This window comes from Rhizohabitans arisaemae (assembly GCF_025996515.1).
GTDB lineage: Bacteria > Actinomycetota > Actinomycetes > Streptosporangiales > Streptosporangiaceae > Rhizohabitans > Rhizohabitans arisaemae.
Genome location: NZ_BLRH01000034.1, coordinates 941388 through 957807, shown reverse-complemented (window position 1 = coordinate 957807; position 16420 = coordinate 941388). Strand labels below are relative to the sequence as shown.

The following is a 16420-nucleotide window of genomic DNA, read 5'->3' as shown; positions in this document are numbered from 1 at the left end:
GATCAACCAGGGGCCGGGTCGGCTGGGACCGCTCAGGTGAACGGCGTCGCCTCCGTCGGTGTAGGCGATCGCTACGTTCGGCGGTTCGGTACCGGGACGGGGGTCTCCCCGGTGACCGGGGCGTCCCAGTCGATCCGGTAACGCTGCTCGGGGCCGAGCGTCTTCTCGGCGGTCAGGAAGGTCTTCGTCGCGAGCGGCATCATCAGCCGCATCATCGTCTTGGCGACCGGTCCGTAGCTCTTGCTGTCGTTGGTCCTGGCGGCACGGGCGGCGATCCTCTCGACCCGGCCCCGGCGCAACCCTTCGTAGGCGGCGAACGCGCTCCCCAGGTCGGGGATGTCGCGCAGGCAGCGGGCCAGCTGGACCGCGCTCTCCATGGCCTGCGACGCGCCCTGTCCGGAGCTGGGGGAGGGCGCGTGCGCCGAGTCTCCGACCAGGACCATGCGGTCCCGGTACCAGTGGGGTACCGACGGCATGATCGCGTTGGTGCCGAAGGCGGACAGCCGGTCGGCCCGGGTGTGTCCGGCCAGGTCACGGCCGGGCACGTCGTCGGCGTAGATCTCCTGGAGCCGGCGCAGCCACTCGGACGGCGGTGTTCTGCGCGCCTCCGCGGCGGTCATGCGCGCGTGGTGCGGGACGTTGGCGTACCACGCGGTGGTGCCGTCGGGCTGGAGCCAGTAGCCGAAGAAGGCCCGGCGGCCGAACACGAAGTAGACGGCGTCGGACGCGGCGCCCGGGACCGAGTAGTCGGCGACGGCGCCGAAGTTGAGCAGGGGGACGGTGCTCGGGCCGGGTGCCTGCGGATCTATCAGTGAGCGGACGGTGGAGTGGATGCCGTCGGCGCCCACGAGCACGTTCCCGTCGGCGGTGCTCCCGTCGGCGAAGAACGCCACGACACCGTCCGGCCTTTCGTCCACCCTGACCAGGCGCTTGCCGTACTCGATCCGGACGCCCTGCGCGGTGGCCACGTCGCGCAGGGCGCGGTGGAGGTCCGATCGCCAGACGCTTCGGCTGGGCGGTAGTCCGGCCAGTGCCCGGAAGGCGCCCATGGTCCGGCCCTTTCCGTCCATCATGTTCAAGTCCTTCATCGGCAGGCCGATCGCTTGGACCGACTTGTCCGCGCCGATGATCCGGAGGGCGTCCAGTCCGTTGGGTGCGACGGTGAGCATGGCGCCGACGCCGTCCGCCGTGTCGTCGTACGCCTCGTAGACCGTGGACTCGATCCCGGCCTTGCGCAGCGCCATCGCAGCGACCGGCCCGCCGATCCCCCCGCCGATGATCAACGCGTTCTTCACAGGTGCCATTGACGTCTCCTGAAGTACTCCTGGCAGGTCTGGAGGTGGTCCAGCCGGCCCGGGGATCGGATAGGGCCGGTGACCAGGCGGCTTCCGTCGTCGATGAGAGGGCCCCGGGGACGTCGCTGCCGGTGGCGGCCCGCCGTCCAGAAGGGTGTTTGATTGATATCAACTATCCAATATAGAATAGTCGATGTCAACTATATCCCGCGTACGCGGACAATCAGGGATCAACCGGTGGTCCAGGCCTGCTAGGGTCGCCCCGTGAACTTCTTCTTCCTGCGTTAGCGACCCGTCGGCGAGACGAGGAGAACCCGTCGCCGACGAGGCGGGGTGGCGGAGCGCTGCCCCGAATCGCGACGTGGGAGAAATGATCACTGTGCACATCTCCGTGCGCTTTCTCGCCTTTCCGCGGCCCGGCACCCCCTCCGTCCTGTGACGGCGGCGCGCCTGGTGGCGCGGTGCATCCGCGGTCTGGAGCCCATCGCGGCCACCGAGATCCTGCGGGCCGAACTCGGCACGGTCACCGGCCTCGGCCATCGCGAGGTGCGGTTCCAGGCGGCACCCCCGGCCCGGTGGATCGAGCCGCGCACCGCCGACGACGTGTTCCTGCTCGCCGGCCGGATCCCCGACATCGGGCGGGTCAGAGCCGGACTGGGCGGACTCGCCGAGCTGACCGCCGCGCTCGACCTCGACTCGCTGCTGGCACGTCGGCGGGCCTACGGGGGCCGGGGCCGGCTCACCGGGGTCGAGGTCTCGGCGTCCTTTCTGGGCAGGCGGAACTTCAACCGCTACGACGCCGAAGACGTGATCGGGTCGGCCCTGGCCCGGCGGCTCGGCGTGCCCTACCGTTCCCGCCGGGACGGCACCCCGCCGCCGGACCTCGACGGCGGATGGCGGCTCACCCTCGACGGCGAACACGCCACCCTGATGCTGCGGATCGGCCTCCGGCCCGCGCATCGGCGCGACTACAAGCGAGCCACGATCCCGGGCACCCTGCACCCGCCGGTGGCCGCGGCGATGGCCATCCTCGCCGACGTCCTCCCCGGCCAGCGGGTCCTGGATCCGTGCTGCGGCGCGGGAACCCTGCTCATCGAGGCGGAGAGGGCGCAGCCCCTCGGCCGCTTCCAGGGCTACGACCTGGATCCGGCCGCGCTCCGGGCCGCGAGGGTCAACGCCGCCGGCTCCACCGCGGTCCGGGTGGGCGCGGCGGACGCCGGGGACCTGCCGCTGGCGGACGGGAGCGTCGACCGGGTCGTCGCCAATCCGCCCTGGGGTGCCCAGGTCAGGGCGGGTGGCAGGCTCGCCGGCGCACCCGAGCGCTGGTGGGCCGAGATCCGCCGGGTACTCACCCCCACCGGGAGCGCCGTGGTGCTGATCCCCGACACCGGGGACCTGGCCGCCGCCATCCGGTACGGGCTCGTGCCCACATACGTCCAGCAGGTCAGCCTGTTCGGATCCCGTCCGTCCGTCGTCCGGCTCGTTCCGCGCGAGCCGTCCGGCGGATCCGACGACCGGATTCGAAGAGATCATTGACCTCTACTTTGGTAGAGGTCCTAGTCTGATCATGGCGTCGACGACAGGCGACGCCTTCGAGAGACATCCGTACGGCTGCGCGCCCACCCGCGCGCGGCCGTGCCGAGGCTGAAAGGCACCGCCATGGGTTTCGACAAGGCAATCATCCACCTGGACCCGGTCGGGCCCCTGGTACGGGCGGACGCCGGAGGCCGGACCACGATCATCGGGGTGCCGGACCCCGAAACCGCGGCGAAGACCGCGCTCGACCTGATCGCCGACGGCGTCGGACGCATCGAGCTGTGCGGGGCGTTCGGCCCGGCCGCGGCGGCCGCCGTGTACCGGGCCGTCGACGGTGCGGTGCCCGTCGGGCTTGTGCTGTTCGGCCTGGAGTCGCTGACCGGCGTCGCCGCGTACAAGGCCCGGTTCGAAGCCGGGGAACGGCTGGCCGCCGCCTTCGTCTACCTGCACGAGGGCGCCGACCCGGCCGGAGACCGGGACCTGCGGGAGCACGAGGGCGGCACCGCCCTCTTCGTGGCGGTCCCCGACGTGGCGGCCGCGGCGGCCGTCGCGGTGGACCTCGTCGCCGGCGGCGAGGCCGAACTCATCGAGCTGTACGGCGGGTTCACCCCGCGATCGGCCGCCGTCGTCATCGACGCGATCAAGGCCGAAGTCCCCGTCGGCGTCGCGGTCTACGGCCCGTGACGGGTCGCGACGACGTGTCCCGGCCGGATCCGACGCCGAAGGGGTGCCGGCCGGGGTACGGCTAGCCGGGGTCGATCTCGTCCACCGAGAACACGGAGCAGGCGAGGTAGCGCCTTCCCCCGCAGGCCTTGCACATCTCCTCGACCCCCGCCGTGACGATCTGCCGCTCGACGATCGCCATCCGCCCGATGACGACGTGCCCGGACCCGTGGCACCGGGGACAGATCATCCGCTCATCCCCGGGCGTCACCAGGGATTACCATCGGTGTGGAGCACGCTTCTCCTCCCTCTCCCGGCCGGTTCGCACGATACCGCCGCTCTCAAGGGCGGAGGGTGGAATTCGCCCCCGTGTCCTCCCGCTCAGCGCCGCCCGGCGAATCGGTCCGTCGCCTCGATCAGGGCCCGGGCCATGCCGGGGTGGCCGGTACCGTGCCCGCCCTCGTCGATGAGGACGAGGGTCGCGTCGGGCCAGACCCGGGCGAGTCGCCAAGGGATGTCCGGGGGGCCGCTGAGGTCCATACGGCCGTGGATCAGCACGCCCGGAACGCCGGCCAGTTCGCCCGCCCCGCGGAGGAGCTCCCCTTCCTCCAGCCAGGCGGTGTGCCGCCAGTAATGGGTGACCAGCCGGGCGAAGGTCATACGGAACGCCGGATCGGCGTATGTGGGATCGGGCTCGTGGTCGCGTCCGACGGCCACGTGCGAGTCCTCCCACGCGCACCACCCGGCCGCGGCCCGCTCCCGTACGGCGGGGTCGGGGTCGGCGAGCAGTTCGGCGTAGGCGTCCACCAGGCTGCCGTCCCGCGCGGCCGGCGGAACGCCGTCGCGGAACCGGTCCCACGCCTCCGGAAGGATCCGACCCATGTCACGGGTCACCCACTCGACCTCGCGACGGGTGGTGGTGACCACACTGAACAGGACGATCTCCGAGACCCGCTCGGCGTGCCGCTGCGCGTAGGCGAGGGCGAGGGTAGAACCCCACGATCCGCCGAGGACGAGCCACCGGTCGACGTCCAGATGCTCCCGCAACCGTTCGATGTCGGCGATCAGATGGGGGGTGGTGTTCACCCCGAGGTCGGTGCCGGGGTCGCCGGCGGACGGCGTGCTCCGGCCGCAACCGCGCTGGTCGAACAGGATGATTCGGTACGCCTGCGGGTCGAAGCATCGCCGCCAGCCGGGGGCGCACCCCGACCCGGGCCCGCCGTGCAGGACGACGGCGGGTTTGCCCTCGGGGTTTCCGCAGACCTCCCAGTGGATCCGGTTGCCGTCTCCGACGTCCAGCATCCCGCGGTCGTACGGCTCGATCTCCGGATAGAAACCGGTCACCCGATGTCCCTCCCTTCCTTCAATATGACAGTGCTGTTACATCCTACCCATGAACGATCACCCGGATCGCGCGGCCGTCGGGCTGCCGCTCCTTGGACGGCGGTGTGGCCGAACGTGCTCCGGCCCGGGTGGCTTCGTGATCGGCTCGGTCACCGCCAAGACCCACGTGAACCGGGCGATGGCCAAACTCGGCGCCCGCGACCGGGCCCGGCTCGTCGTCTTCGCCTACCGGTCCGGCCTGGTCGCCGCCGAGCCGGGCCAGGCCTGACCCGCGTCCCGTCGCGCCGGGTGGCTTCGCGGTCGACGCCGGAATGTGGCGATGGGTAACCATGTCGTCACTCGGGTGGGATGTCGGTGAACCGGTGGGGCGACTGTTGGCCGGGTGGTCGTCCGGGCACGATGTGTCGACCGGCAGACCGGCGGGAGGAACACCTCATGGCAAGTGGGTTTCAACGTCGCAAGATCGCTGGAGTGTTCGACGCGATGGACGTCGACGGCGACGGCTTTCTCCAGGAAGCCGATTTCATCGCGCTGGCCAAGCGGTGGGCCGGGACGGGACGGCCCCGGATGGCCGCCGTCATGCTGGGCTGGTGGCCCGTCCTGCTCGCCGCCTCGGATCTCGATCGTGACGGCAAGGTCACCCTGGACGAGGTGCTGCGGGTCGTCGACGGGCTGGGGGAGATGCCCGAGGCGGTCGTCGGCACCGCGACGGCGATGTTCGAGGCCGTCGACGAGGACGGCGACGGGTCGATCTCCGTCGGGGAGTACCGCCGCCTCATCGAGACCTGGAGCGGCCGCCCCGTCGACACCGACGAGGTCTTCCCGCTGCTCGACCTGGACGGGGACGGCCACCTGTCCGCCGAGGAGTTCACCCGGCTCTGGACCGAGTTCTGGTCCGGCGACGACCCGGACGCCCCCGGCACCTGGGTGTTCGGCCGGTTCTGAGCGGTACGGGCGACGCGACTTTCGGACACCCCCGCCCGGCCTGGTCCGCCCGTCGGCGGTTCCCCGATCGGGTCGGGGGATCGTCGTCTCCGGCCCGTGTGCGCCGAGGGCGTGCACAGTAGAACACCGATTCTCGGCTGATCGCCTGATTCATGAATAAATAGCGTGATGGGAGAATTGGTGTGGTCGGGATGGAAAACATGTGGTGGGTCCAGTGCTCTCGCATTGGTGGTGACGTGATTGGTTTTCCGTTTTCGACTTCTCGATCGGAAAGCGGATGTGCGAGGGCTCTGTTGGGGTTGTGGGGGAGTGTCTCATTTACTCATGTGGCCCGGTAGAAAGAGTGGTGCATACCGCGAAGTGTCGGTGACGAAGTGTAGAAAGAGTATAGAGTTGGCTGGTCTGGGAGGGGAGTGGGGTAGGGAACATAGTCATACCGAAACTGATTTGTCCCTGGATTGGTGCCATTTACAAAATGGCTTCTTAACCCCTAAACAAAGTGATCGGGGGAAATGAAGCGCTGGAATCCTTGCTGAATTTTTATTTTGATTGACACCGGGAGCCGGTAAAGCCAAGGTCGCTATCGAGTAGCGGAATCCGAGGCTGTCCCGCTCGAATTCCGGCCGTCATTCGGTAAGGAGTCGATACGCCATGAACCTCATGCACCTTGTGCCTGGAACCGGGCGACTTTTCCTGATCGGCGCTCTCGTGTCGACCGGGCTCGGTCTCGGCGCGGCCGTCCCCGCCGCCGCCGCGGACCGGAGCGCGACCACGCTCTCCCGGCACCAGGCCCTGTTCCAGGCGAAGCGGTCACTTTGCGTGCCCGACATCGCGCTCACCTCGCTCGCCAACGGCCGCTTCGTCTCCGCCGAGCTCGGGTACACCGGCGCCGACGAGGGCATGCTTCGGGCGCGTGCCGGGCAGAAGGGCACGTGGGAGCGGTTCACCATCTGCTTCGACGGGGTGAACTCCACGATCCGGTCCCAGGCCAACGGCCGCTACGTCTCGGCCGAGCTGAGCTATGGCGGTGCCGACAACGGGATGTTGCGGGCGCGGGCCACCGTCGTCGGCTCCTGGGAGCGGTTCTCCTTCGAGTCCTGCGGCGATCGGTGCACCGTGATCCGCTCCACCGCCAACGGCCGTCTCGTCTCGGCCGAGCTGCGCTACGCGGGCGCGGACTACGCGATGTTGCGGGCGCGGGCCACCGCGGTCGGCGAGTGGGAGCGCTTCCAGTAGGTCCGGCACCCCGGTGCCTGCGTCCCGCCTCCGCGCGGCGGGCGTCCGGCACGGTGCGGAGGTGTGGCGCCCCGCCGAGCGCCACACCACGGCCGTCCTCAGGTTCGCCCACCCCGTCGCCGGGGGCGCCCGAGGCGAGGCCGGGTACGGGCGTCCGCCGTCCCATCGACTCCGGCGCGGAACCCCGCGAGCGGTCGTCTCCTGCGGTGCCGACGGGGGCTTCGGGAACTGCGCGGGGGGTTCCAGGGCATTCGGTTACGATGACGCGGTGGCTGCACACTTCTCCTCCACGGGAGTCTCCGTACCGTTCGTCCCCGGCGGCGTCCCGCCGCACGGTGGGGGACGGCGGGCCCCGCTCCCCGGGCGAAGCCCTCTTTGGCGCCCGTGACCGCGGAGAGCGCGGGCGGCGCCGCCAAACCGGTCGTGCTCACGGTGGACGACGACGTCTCGGTCTCCCGGGCCGTCGCCCGTGACCTGCGACGTCGATACGGAGCCGAGTACCGGATCCTGCGCGCCGGATCGGGGGCGGAGGCGCTGGAGGCACTGCGGGACGTCAAACTACGCGGTGGCCGGGTGGCGGTCCTGCTCGCCGACTACCGGATGCCGGAGATGAGCGGGATCGAGTTCCTCGAGGCCGCGATGGATCTCTTCCCACGGGCCCGGCGCGCGCTGCTCACCGCCTACGCGGACACCGACGCGGCCATCGCCGCGATCAACGTCGTGGACGTCGACCACTACCTGCTCAAGCCGTGGGAGCCGCCCGAGGAGAAGTTCTACCCGGTGGTGGACGCGATGCTGCAGGCCTACGCGGACGAGCCGGGCGCGGACGTCTCCGAGGCCAAGGTGATCGGGCACCGGTGGTCGGCGCCGTCGTTCGCCGCGCGTGACTTCCTGGCCCGCAACGCCGTGCCGTACCGCTGGTTCGCCGCGGACGAACGGGAGGGCGGCCGGCTGCTCCAGGCGGCCGGCCTGGACGCCGAGACGCTGCCCGTGGTGATCACCTCGCGGGGCGAGGTCCTCGTCGCCCCTTCGGCCGCCGAACTCGCGGTCGCCGTGGGGATCTCCACCGTGCCTGCCGGGGACTTCTACGACCTCGTGGTCGTCGGGGGCGGCCCGGCCGGGCTGGGCGCCGCCGTCTACGGCGCGTCGGAGGGTCTGCGCACCCTCCTGGTGGAGCGCCAGGCGACCGGCGGTCAGGCCGGGCAGTCCGCCCGGATCGAGAACTACCTGGGTTTCCCCGACGGTGTCTCGGGTGCTCAGCTCACCGATCGGGCCCGCCGGCAGGCGGCCAAGTTCGGCGCGGAGATCCTCACGACCCGCGACGTCGTCGGGTTGCGGGCGGACGGACCCGCCAGGGTCCTCTCCTTCGCCGACGGGGGCGAGGTCGCGGCCCACTCGGTGATCGTCGCGACCGGTGTCTCCTACCGGGAGCTCGACGCGCCGGGGGTGGCCGGGCTCACCGGGCGCGGCGTCTACTACGGGTCCGCCTCGACCGAGGCCGAGCACTGCAAGGGCAGTGACGTCGTCATCGTCGGGGGAGCGAATTCGGCGGGTCAGGCCGCGGTGTTCTTCTCCAGGGTGGCGAGGTCGGTGACGCTGGTCGTCCGCGGTGGTTCGCTGGAGGCCGGCATGTCGCACTACCTCATCGAACAGCTGAACGCGATCGACAACGTCTGCGTCCGGGTGGACACCGTCGTCGAGGAGGCCTGCGGTGAGGCGTACCTGGAGGCGGTGACCCTCCGGCACGTGCCGTCGGGATCGGTGCGGCGGTTGGACACCGGTCACCTGTTCGTCTTCATCGGGGCGCGGCCGCACACCGAGTGGCTCGCCGGTGTGCTCGACCGTGACGAGCGGGGGTTCGTGCTCACCGGCCCGAGCCTGCTGGTCGACCGCCGCCGGCCGCGGGGCTGGCCGGGGGAGCGCGACCCCTGGCCGCTGGAGGCGAGCGTGCCGGGCGTGTTCGTCGCGGGTGACGTCCGCGCCGACTCGGTGAAACGGGTCGCCTCGGCGGTCGGCGAAGGCGCCATGGCCGTGACCCTCGTACACCGGTATCTGGACGCGACATGAGCGTCGCCGGCCACGGGGAACGGCTCCCCCCGGACGAGCTGCGCAAGCTCTTCCTGTTCGAGAAACTCGACGACGAGCAGCTGGACTGGCTTTCCGAGCACGGCTGGGTGGTGGAGCTGCCCGGCGGCGCGACGGTGTTCGAGCAGGGTGAGCCCGCCGAGGTGCTGGTCGTTCTGCTCGGCGGTGTGATCTCGATGAGCGGCCGGGTCGGCCGGGACGACGTGGAGACGGTCCGGACCGGCCAGGTGGGCGTCTACGCGGGGGCCATGCGCTCCTACGTCGGCGGGGAGGGACCGCAGGTCTACACGGCCAGTGTGCGGGTGGTGGACGACGCCCGGTTCTTCGTGCTGCGCAGCGAGGATTTCGCCGCGCTGATGCGCACCTGGTTCCCGATGGCGGTCCACCTGCTGGACGGGCTGTTCCTGGGTATGCGCAACACCCAGCGGATCGTCGGCCAGCGGCAGCAGCTCCTCGCCCTGGGCGCGCTGTCCGCCGGGCTCACCCATGAGCTGAACAACCCGGCCGCGGCGGCCTTGCGGGCCACGTCGGCGCTGCGGACCCAGATCGCGGCCATGCGTTCCGCGCTGGGCATGCTGGCCGGCGGCGAGATCGACGCGCGCATCCTTGAGCATCTGGTCGGCTTTCAGAACCAGATGATTGAGGGGGTGGCGTCGGCGCCCCGGCTGACCGCGTTGGAGGAGTCCCAGCGCGAGGACGAGATCGGCGACTGGCTGGACGAGCGCGACATCCCCGGCGGATGGGACCTGGCACCGGTCTTCGTCGGTGCGGGGGTCTCCGTCGGGCTTCTCGACGGCCTGGCGGACGCGACGCCGCCCGAGTTGCTCGGCGCCGCGATCCGCTGGCTGGCCTGCACCCTGGAGACCGAGCTGCTGCTGGGGGAGATCACCGACTCGATCACCCGCATCTCCTCACTGGTCGGCGCCGCCAGGCAGTACTCCCATCTGGATCGCGTGCCCCACGAGCGGGTCGACGTCCACACCGGCCTCGACAGCACATTGATCATGCTGAGCGGCAAGCTCTCCGGGGTCGAGGTCGTCACGGACTACGATCGGTCGCTCCCCCCGATCCCCGTCTACGCCGCCGAGCTCAACCAGGTCTGGACCAACCTGATCGACAACGCCGTCCAGGCCATGGAGGGCGCCGGCAGGCTCACCGTCGGCACCCGCCGCGAGGGCGACTGCCTGCGGGTCGAGATCCGCGACACCGGGCCGGGTGTCCCCGCGGAGCTGACCCGCCGGGTCTTCGAGCCGTTCTTCACGACCAAGCCGATCGGCCAGGGCACCGGCCTCGGACTCGACATCTCCTACCGGATCGTGGTCGGCAGGCATGGCGGCGACCTGTACGTCGAATCGGAACCCGGCGACACTCGCTTCATCGTCCGACTCCCCCTCAACGGCCGCCCGGAGTCCTGAGCCGCGGGCCCGCCGCCCAGCTCGACGATCACGGTGTACGGGCTGCGCCCGGCCCGGCCTCCGATCCACCGGGCGCAGACCTCCCGCGGCTGCGGCGTCGCTTGGTCACGCGCCGTCCGGTGGGGCGGGTGCCGCGCCGTCCGCGGGTTCGTAGCGGAGGCACACGGTGCCCGATGCGAACACCTGATGTCCGATAAGTCGGAGTTTGAGGTGCTTCTGGAGTTCGAAGAATGGTTTGCCGCGGCCGAGCGCCACCGGCATCACATAGAGCCGGAACTCGTCGATCAGGTCCAGGAGAGAGGCCGCGAGGTCCGCCCCACCCACGGAAAGGTCTCCGCCGGTCTCCTGTTTGAGGCGGGTCACCTCGGCCACCGCGTCGGCGCGGCGTACGAGCCGGACCCCTTCCGGGACGGTCTCGAGCGTGTCGGAGAACACCACCCGGGGCGTCGCCACATAGGCGTGGGCGAACTCCGCCGCCACCTCCGGCAGGTCGTCCCGGCGGGCCGCCGTGGTCCAGAATTCCTCCATCGACTCGTGGAGGCGCCGGCCGAACAGAAACGCGGCGGCGTCCTTCGCCTCCTCGTTCGCCGCCCGGTGGACCTCCTCGTCCGGCGCGGAGAACCCGATACCGCCCTCGTGGTCCTCGATGTAGCCGTCCAGCGACACATGCATCGAATAGATGACTCTGCCCATCGCCACTCCCGCCTTTCCGGTGGATCAGAACTTCGATAGCACAGACCATGTGGCGCACCAAAACTCATCGCCGCGTCAGGAAACAGGCCGTCGCTCGGGACCGCGGACGTCTGATCGTCGCTGATAGGGTGCGGGCCGTGAGTGTTCCGGCCGTGCGGCCTTGCAATCGTTGCGGTGCGCCTGTGGAGCAGCGTCCCGGCCGGGGCAGGCCCCGGGCGTACTGCCTGGAGGGGGAGTGCCAGACCGCGGCCAGACGGGAGCGGGAGCTGCGCCGCGCCACCCCGGGGCTGGACGGGGCGCTCGCCCGGGCGGAGGAGCTGTACGAGCGGATGGAGAAGGGGCTCGCCGCCGCGATCTCCCCGCTCGCCCAGGTGCTCGCCGACGAGCTGAGCCCGGCCGGGGTGGAGGCGAAGATGAGCGCCTTGGCCGCAGAGGCGCACACCCGGGTGGCGGTGGCGCAGGCCGACCGGGAGCAGGCGCTGGCGCAGGTACGGCTGGCGCGGGCCGACGCCGAGGAGGCCAGGGCCGAGGCGGAATCGGTGCGGGCCGCGGCGGAACAGGCCGATCAGGCGCGGCAGGCGGCGCTCGCCCAGGCCGCCTCCGCCCGCGAGGACGCGCATCGGGCCGCGCAGGACGCCGTCCTGGCCAGGACGGAAGCCGAGGAGGCCCGGCGGCACGCCCGGGACGCCGACGCCCAGCGGGAGCAGGCGGTACGGCTCGCCGCAGGGGAGATCCAGCTGGCGCGGGCGCAGACCGAGGCGGCCCAGGCCGACGCCGTACAGGCCCGTGACCGGTCGGTGGCCGACGCCAAGCGGCGGGAGGCCGCCGAGTTGCAGGCGGAGCTGGCCGATCGGGCCCGGCAGGAAGCCGAGCACGAGGCGGCCGCGGCGCTGGCCCGGGCGCAGGCCGCCGACGCCGAGCGGGAGCGCGCGGTCCGGCGGGCCGAGCAGGCGGAGCAGGCCCGGGGGGAGGCGCTGGCGGAGGCCGCCCGGCACCGGGCGCACGCCGTACAGGCCGATCAGCGGGCCCGTGACGTGGAGCGGGAGGCGTCCGAGCAGGTCGCCGAGGTCCGCCGGGTCGCGGCGGCGCAGACCGCCGAGGCGTCGGAACAGGCCCGTGAGGCGGTGGCCGAGCGGGATCGGCTGGCCGGGGAGCTGCGGATCGAGGAGGCGCGGTCGGCGGATCTGCGTTCCCGTCTGGAGGAGGCCGTGGCGGAGGCGGCGCGGCTCCGGGAGCGGGCCGTGGCCGCCGAGGTTCGCGTCGCTGCGGGTCTTCAGGCCGAGCCGGCGGTACGGACGTCCCGTCCGAAACGAGGGAAGGACCGCCCCGAAGCGGGGTAGGTCCCTCGTTGTGGCGTGCTGCGACGGCCGCCGTACGTCTTCATCACGCCCTAAGGAGCCCGATCGTGACAGTAGTGCCGAGCATCCTGCTCAACAACGGGGTCGAGATCCCGCAGCTCGGTTTCGGGACCTACCAGATCCGGCCGGCGGAGACCAAGGAGGCCACCCTGACGGCGCTGCGGGTCGGGTACCGCCATATCGACACCGCGGAGATGTACGGGAACGAGAAACAGGTAGGTGAGGCGGTCCGCGCATCCGGGCTCCCCCGTGACGAGATCTTCGTCACGAGCAAGCTGAACAACGGCTTCCACGCCTACGACGACGCGCTCAAGGCGTTCGACCGGACCATGGAGGACTTCGGGTTCGACGTGCTCGACCTGTTTCTCATCCACTGGCCGATGCCCGCCGTGGGGGACTTCGTGGAGACCTGGCGGGCGATGGAGGAGATCCACCGTTCCGGGCGGGCCCGGGCGATCGGCGTGTCCAACTTCCAGATCCACCACCTGCGGCGTCTGCTGGAGGAGACCGAGACGGTCCCGGCGGTCAACCAGATCGAGGTCCACCCGTATCTCACCCAGGACGAGGTGCGGGACTTCGACGTCGAGCAGGGGATCGTCACGCAGGCGTGGTCGCCGCTCGCCCGGGGCAAGGTGCTGCACGACCCGGTGATCCAGCGGATCGCGGCGGGCCATCGCAAGACCCCCGCCCAGGTGACGTTGCGCTGGCAGCTTCAGCGCGGGGACGTGGTCTTCCCCAAGTCGATCACCCCGGAACGGGTGCGGGAGAACTTCGACCTGTTCGACTTCGTGCTGAGCGGGCCGGAGATGGCGGAGATCTCGGCGCTCGACCGGGACGAGCGGGTCGGTCCGCACCCGGACGAGTTCAACCGGATCCTTTGACCGGCTTCGGTCAGGCGGGGCCGTTGGGTCCGGCGATCCGGCTGAGGCCGTGCAGGGTGTCGCTGCACGGATGATCTCGCCGTCGGCGATGCGTGGCATGTCGTGGCCGCTGAAGGAGATCCGGGTGCCCGCGGGGGTGGTCGCCCGGGCGACCCCCTCGGAGGACGGATCGCATGGTCCAGCGGGTGGCGATCAGGTCGCCGTCGGCGACGGGTCGGGGTACCGGTCGAACGCCCGCGAGTCTCGCCGGGCGCCTGGTTCGGCGTCGGCATCCCGTCGGGGTCACCCGTCCTGTTCCGGAAAGAGGTGGCCGGGCAGCCGACCGGTGCCTTCGAGCATGGCCGTCGACCGCCGGACGAGGGCTTCACGACGCCTGGCTGGAGACGCCGGGTGTCCTCAGAGCCTCGCCCGGATGACGCGGCGCGAGTCCGGGGTGGCCGTCCGGCGATGGACGGTGCGATCCCGGGGCCACCGGGCCTGCGGGCGCGAGTTCCGCGGGCCCGGTGCCGTTCCGGGTGGGGGTCCGTGCCCGGCGGTTCCACCCGGGACGTGTACGGGTCCGAGGGTTCCGGACCCCGTCGTCGCGGTACGGCTGCGCCGGGGTTCCGCGGCGTGGTGGCCGCCAGGCCGTACCGGACACATGTTTCGGGCCCTATACCGGGCCGATCACGGCCATGGTGGATTCGGTGTGGCGGCTTCCGGGCCACGCCACACCGAATCGGTCACCGTTCCGGATCGGCCCGCTGCGGCCGTACCCGAATCAGGGGGAGCGGGGGTCGGATGACCGGCGGGCCGAGGCGGCCGCGCGAGGGGGAGACCTCAGTTCTGGTATCTGCAGCCCATGGATTGCGAGGGACCTTGGAAGATGCTGTACACCGTGTAGCCGGGGACGGCGTAGTACTGGCAGGCGGTGGAAGGGGTTCCACTGCCCCAGTAGAACCACGTCCCGTTCCAGTGGCGGTAGTAGCAGCTGAGGGATCCGGTGTAGAACCCGATGTTGGCACCCGGGGTGTTCCCGACGCCTGGGTAGAGGGTGTAGCAGTAGTCGGCGAGATAGTTGGGGCTGATGACGGTCTCGTAGGTGTCGAGAGCGGCGGCTTGGGCGGGCGGCGCGGTCACCGTGAGGGCGGCCAGCCCGGCCAGCGCGACACCGGCGGCGGCGGCCAGGGCACGTCGAAACATGAATCCTCCACAACGCGAGACGGTTGATCAGGGGTCGCCGTGATCACCTCGGTGCGGTCCGGGGGGCGTCAGTTCTGGAACCTGCAGCCCAGCGCGTCCCCCGTGACGTGGTAGACGCTGTACACCGTGTAGCCGGGGAGGGCGTAGTACTGGCAGACGCTGGAGGGGCTCGCGCCGCCCACGTAGGCGAACGCTCCCGTGTGCCAGTTGCGGCGGTAGCAGCCGAGGGTTCCGTTGCTGCGGTAGAACCCGATGTCACTTGCGCCGACGTGCGCGTTGCAGTAATCGGCGATGTAGCTGGGGCTGATGACCTCGTCGTAGGTCGCGAGGGCCGAGGCCCCGGCGGGGGGCACGGTCACCGTGAGGGCGGCCAGCCCGGCCAGGGCGGCTCCGGCGAGGGCACGGGTGATGACACTTCGACGCATAGGTACCTCCGTGAACCAGGGAGACATGACTCAGGCGGTAGGGGGTGACTTGCCGCCTGACGTGCGAGTGGTTCGTCGAACGAGGTGTTGCGAGTTGGTGCACCCAAAGTATCTATAAGGAAAGTTTCCTGTGCAATACCTGTCTCAGGTCTGAAAGGACACAGGATGCCCGGCCGGTCTCGACCCCTGTGGGGGGTGTCCACCGGCGCGGGCCTCGGGTCCTTGTGGAACGTTCCGGAGTGACGGTCAGCCGTCCTGGCCGGGGATCTCGCCGACGTACATGCCGAAGAACTCCCCGGTCGGCTCGATCGGGGTGATGACGTCGATGGAGACGCCGCTCGGGTCGGCGACGATGAAGTGGCGCTGGCCGAACTCCTCGCTGCGCAGGGTGAGCTTGGGTGTGAGCCCGCCTTCGTCGACCAGCCGCTTGTACTCCGCGTCGACGTCGGCCACCTCGAAGTTGAGGATCAGTCCCTGGACGGGCTTGCGAAAGCCCTCGGGGATCCTCGGATGGGTCGGGTCCATCAGTGCCAGTTCGTATCCGTCCGGCCGCCGCAGGCTCACGTACCAGTCGACCTCGAAGGTGATCTCGAAGCCGAAGTATCGGGTGTAGAAGTCGCGGGATTCGGCCACCAGGGTCGTGCCCACCACGGGGTAGAAGCCGGTCAGTTTCATGGGTCCTCCTCAGGGTTAACATACCGTCGGTATGTGTTGCTAACCTAGATGCATACCGTCGGTATGTCAAAGTGGGGGTGTACGTGGTCCAGGTATCACGGAGTAAGGCCGAGCAGCGGCTGGCGACCATCGCCACCCTGCTGGCCGAGGGCCGGAAACTCTTCGCCCGGCACGGCTACGCGGCGGTCAGCCTCGCCGAGATCGTGCGGAACGCCCAGGTCACCAAGGGGGCGCTCTACCACCACTTCGACGGGAAGGCCGCGCTGTTCCGCGCCGTCGTGGCACAGGTCCAGCAGGAGGTCGCAGCGAGGGTGGCCGCCACGGCCGACGCCCGGGACGACCCGTGGGAGCAGCTGATCGCGGGGTGCGAGGCGTTCCTGACGGCGAGCTCCGACCCCGACGTCCAGCAGATCATGCTCATCGACGGTCCCGCGGTGCTCGGCTGGCACGAGTGGCGAGCCATGGACGAGGCGTCCTCGGCGCGGCATCTCGCCGAGGCGCTCACCGCCCTCATGGAGAACGGGACGATCACCCGGCAACCGGTCGCGCCCCTCGCCCGTCTGCTGTCCGGGGCGATGAACGAGGCCGCCCTGTGGCTGGCCCGCTCGGAGAATCCGGCCGACCTCGCCGACACCGCCGCCGCGTTGTCCCGCCTGCTGGCCTCACTCCGCGACTGACCCCGGCTTG

Annotated in this window: 16 protein-coding genes and 1 pseudogene; 10 read left to right on the top strand and 7 right to left on the bottom strand. The window is 70.7% G+C overall.

Annotation, left to right across the window (positions count from 1 at the left end):
• Positions 1-71: 71 nt before the first annotated feature.
• Positions 72-1304: an FAD-dependent oxidoreductase gene (locus RUR_RS19990; protein ID WP_283136614.1), complete on the bottom strand. Its 1233-nt coding sequence runs from the start codon at positions 1302-1304 to the stop codon at positions 72-74.
• Positions 1305-1730: 426 nt separating this feature from the next.
• Between RUR_RS19990 and RUR_RS19985 the strand changes: the two genes are divergently transcribed.
• Positions 1731-2831, top strand: coding sequence for a methyltransferase domain-containing protein (locus RUR_RS19985; RefSeq protein ID WP_283136613.1), 1101 nt, complete (start codon positions 1731-1733; stop codon positions 2829-2831).
• Positions 2832-2954: 123 nt separating this feature from the next.
• Positions 2955-3515 (top strand): DUF6506 family protein, encoded by a 561-nt coding sequence (locus RUR_RS19980; RefSeq protein ID WP_283136612.1) that lies wholly within the window; start codon positions 2955-2957, stop codon positions 3513-3515.
• Between the two features lie 61 nt (positions 3516-3576).
• On the opposite strand, the gene RUR_RS19975 is transcribed toward RUR_RS19980, so the two are convergent.
• Positions 3577-3744, bottom strand: coding sequence for a hypothetical protein (locus RUR_RS19975; RefSeq protein ID WP_283136611.1), 168 nt, complete (start codon positions 3742-3744; stop codon positions 3577-3579).
• Positions 3745-3875: 131 nt separating this feature from the next.
• Positions 3876-4838, bottom strand: a complete 963-nt coding sequence (pip, locus tag RUR_RS19970; RefSeq protein WP_283136610.1) for a prolyl aminopeptidase — start codon at positions 4836-4838, stop codon at positions 3876-3878.
• 139 nt (positions 4839-4977) lie between these two features.
• Here pip and RUR_RS19965 point away from each other — a divergent pair.
• From RUR_RS19965 to RUR_RS19945, 5 genes and pseudogenes are all read left to right on the top strand, one after another.
• Positions 4978-5106, top strand: a pseudogene (locus RUR_RS19965) (DNA-binding response regulator); the annotation flags it as partial.
• Positions 5107-5273: 167 nt separating this feature from the next.
• Entirely contained in the window at positions 5274-5783 is a 510-nt protein-coding gene (locus RUR_RS19960; RefSeq protein WP_283136609.1) for an EF-hand domain-containing protein, read from the top strand.
• Positions 5784-6434: 651 nt separating this feature from the next.
• On the top strand, positions 6435-7019 hold the full coding sequence (locus tag RUR_RS19955) for a fascin domain-containing protein (protein ID WP_283136608.1): 585 nt from the start codon (positions 6435-6437) through the stop codon (positions 7017-7019).
• A 384-nt stretch (positions 7020-7403) separates the two neighbouring features.
• Positions 7404-9086, top strand: a complete 1683-nt coding sequence (locus tag RUR_RS19950) for an NAD(P)/FAD-dependent oxidoreductase (protein ID WP_283137054.1) — start codon at positions 7404-7406, stop codon at positions 9084-9086.
• Positions 9083-10519 carry an ATP-binding protein gene (locus tag RUR_RS19945; RefSeq protein WP_283136607.1) on the top strand — a complete coding sequence of 479 codons (1437 nt, stop codon included), beginning with the start codon at positions 9083-9085 and terminating at the stop codon, positions 10517-10519. The genes RUR_RS19950 and RUR_RS19945 overlap by 4 nt, the downstream gene beginning before the upstream one ends.
• Before the next feature lie 105 nt (positions 10520-10624).
• On the opposite strand, the gene RUR_RS19940 is transcribed toward RUR_RS19945, so the two are convergent.
• Complete coding sequence (locus tag RUR_RS19940) at positions 10625-11212, bottom strand: dihydrofolate reductase family protein (RefSeq protein WP_283136606.1); 588 nt, start codon at positions 11210-11212, stop codon at positions 10625-10627.
• 182 nt (positions 11213-11394) lie between these two features.
• Between RUR_RS19940 and RUR_RS19935 the strand changes: the two genes are divergently transcribed.
• The gene (locus RUR_RS19935) at positions 11395-12552 is read left to right on the top strand and encodes a coiled-coil domain-containing protein (protein ID WP_283136605.1); all 1158 of its coding nucleotides are present in this window, start codon (positions 11395-11397) and stop codon (positions 12550-12552) included.
• A gap of 65 nt (positions 12553-12617) precedes the next feature.
• Positions 12618-13451 carry an aldo/keto reductase gene (locus RUR_RS19930; protein ID WP_283136604.1) on the top strand — a complete coding sequence of 278 codons (834 nt, stop codon included), beginning with the start codon at positions 12618-12620 and terminating at the stop codon, positions 13449-13451.
• 819 nt (positions 13452-14270) lie between these two features.
• On the opposite strand, the gene RUR_RS19925 is transcribed toward RUR_RS19930, so the two are convergent.
• The 3 genes from RUR_RS19925 to RUR_RS19915 all read right to left on the bottom strand — a co-directional run bounded on the left by RUR_RS19925 (position 14271) and on the right by RUR_RS19915 (position 15733).
• A complete protein-coding gene (locus RUR_RS19925; protein WP_283136603.1) occupies positions 14271-14633 on the bottom strand; it encodes a hypothetical protein in 363 nt (120 codons plus the stop codon).
• Positions 14634-14701: 68 nt separating this feature from the next.
• Positions 14702-15058, bottom strand: a complete 357-nt coding sequence (locus RUR_RS19920) for a hypothetical protein (RefSeq protein ID WP_283136602.1) — start codon at positions 15056-15058, stop codon at positions 14702-14704.
• 246 nt (positions 15059-15304) lie between these two features.
• Positions 15305-15733: a VOC family protein gene (locus RUR_RS19915; protein WP_283136601.1), complete on the bottom strand. Its 429-nt coding sequence runs from the start codon at positions 15731-15733 to the stop codon at positions 15305-15307.
• Positions 15734-15816: 83 nt separating this feature from the next.
• Between RUR_RS19915 and RUR_RS19910 the strand changes: the two genes are divergently transcribed.
• A complete protein-coding gene (locus RUR_RS19910) occupies positions 15817-16410 on the top strand; it encodes a TetR/AcrR family transcriptional regulator (protein ID WP_283136600.1) in 594 nt (197 codons plus the stop codon).
• The last annotated feature ends 10 nt before the right edge of the window (positions 16411-16420 follow it).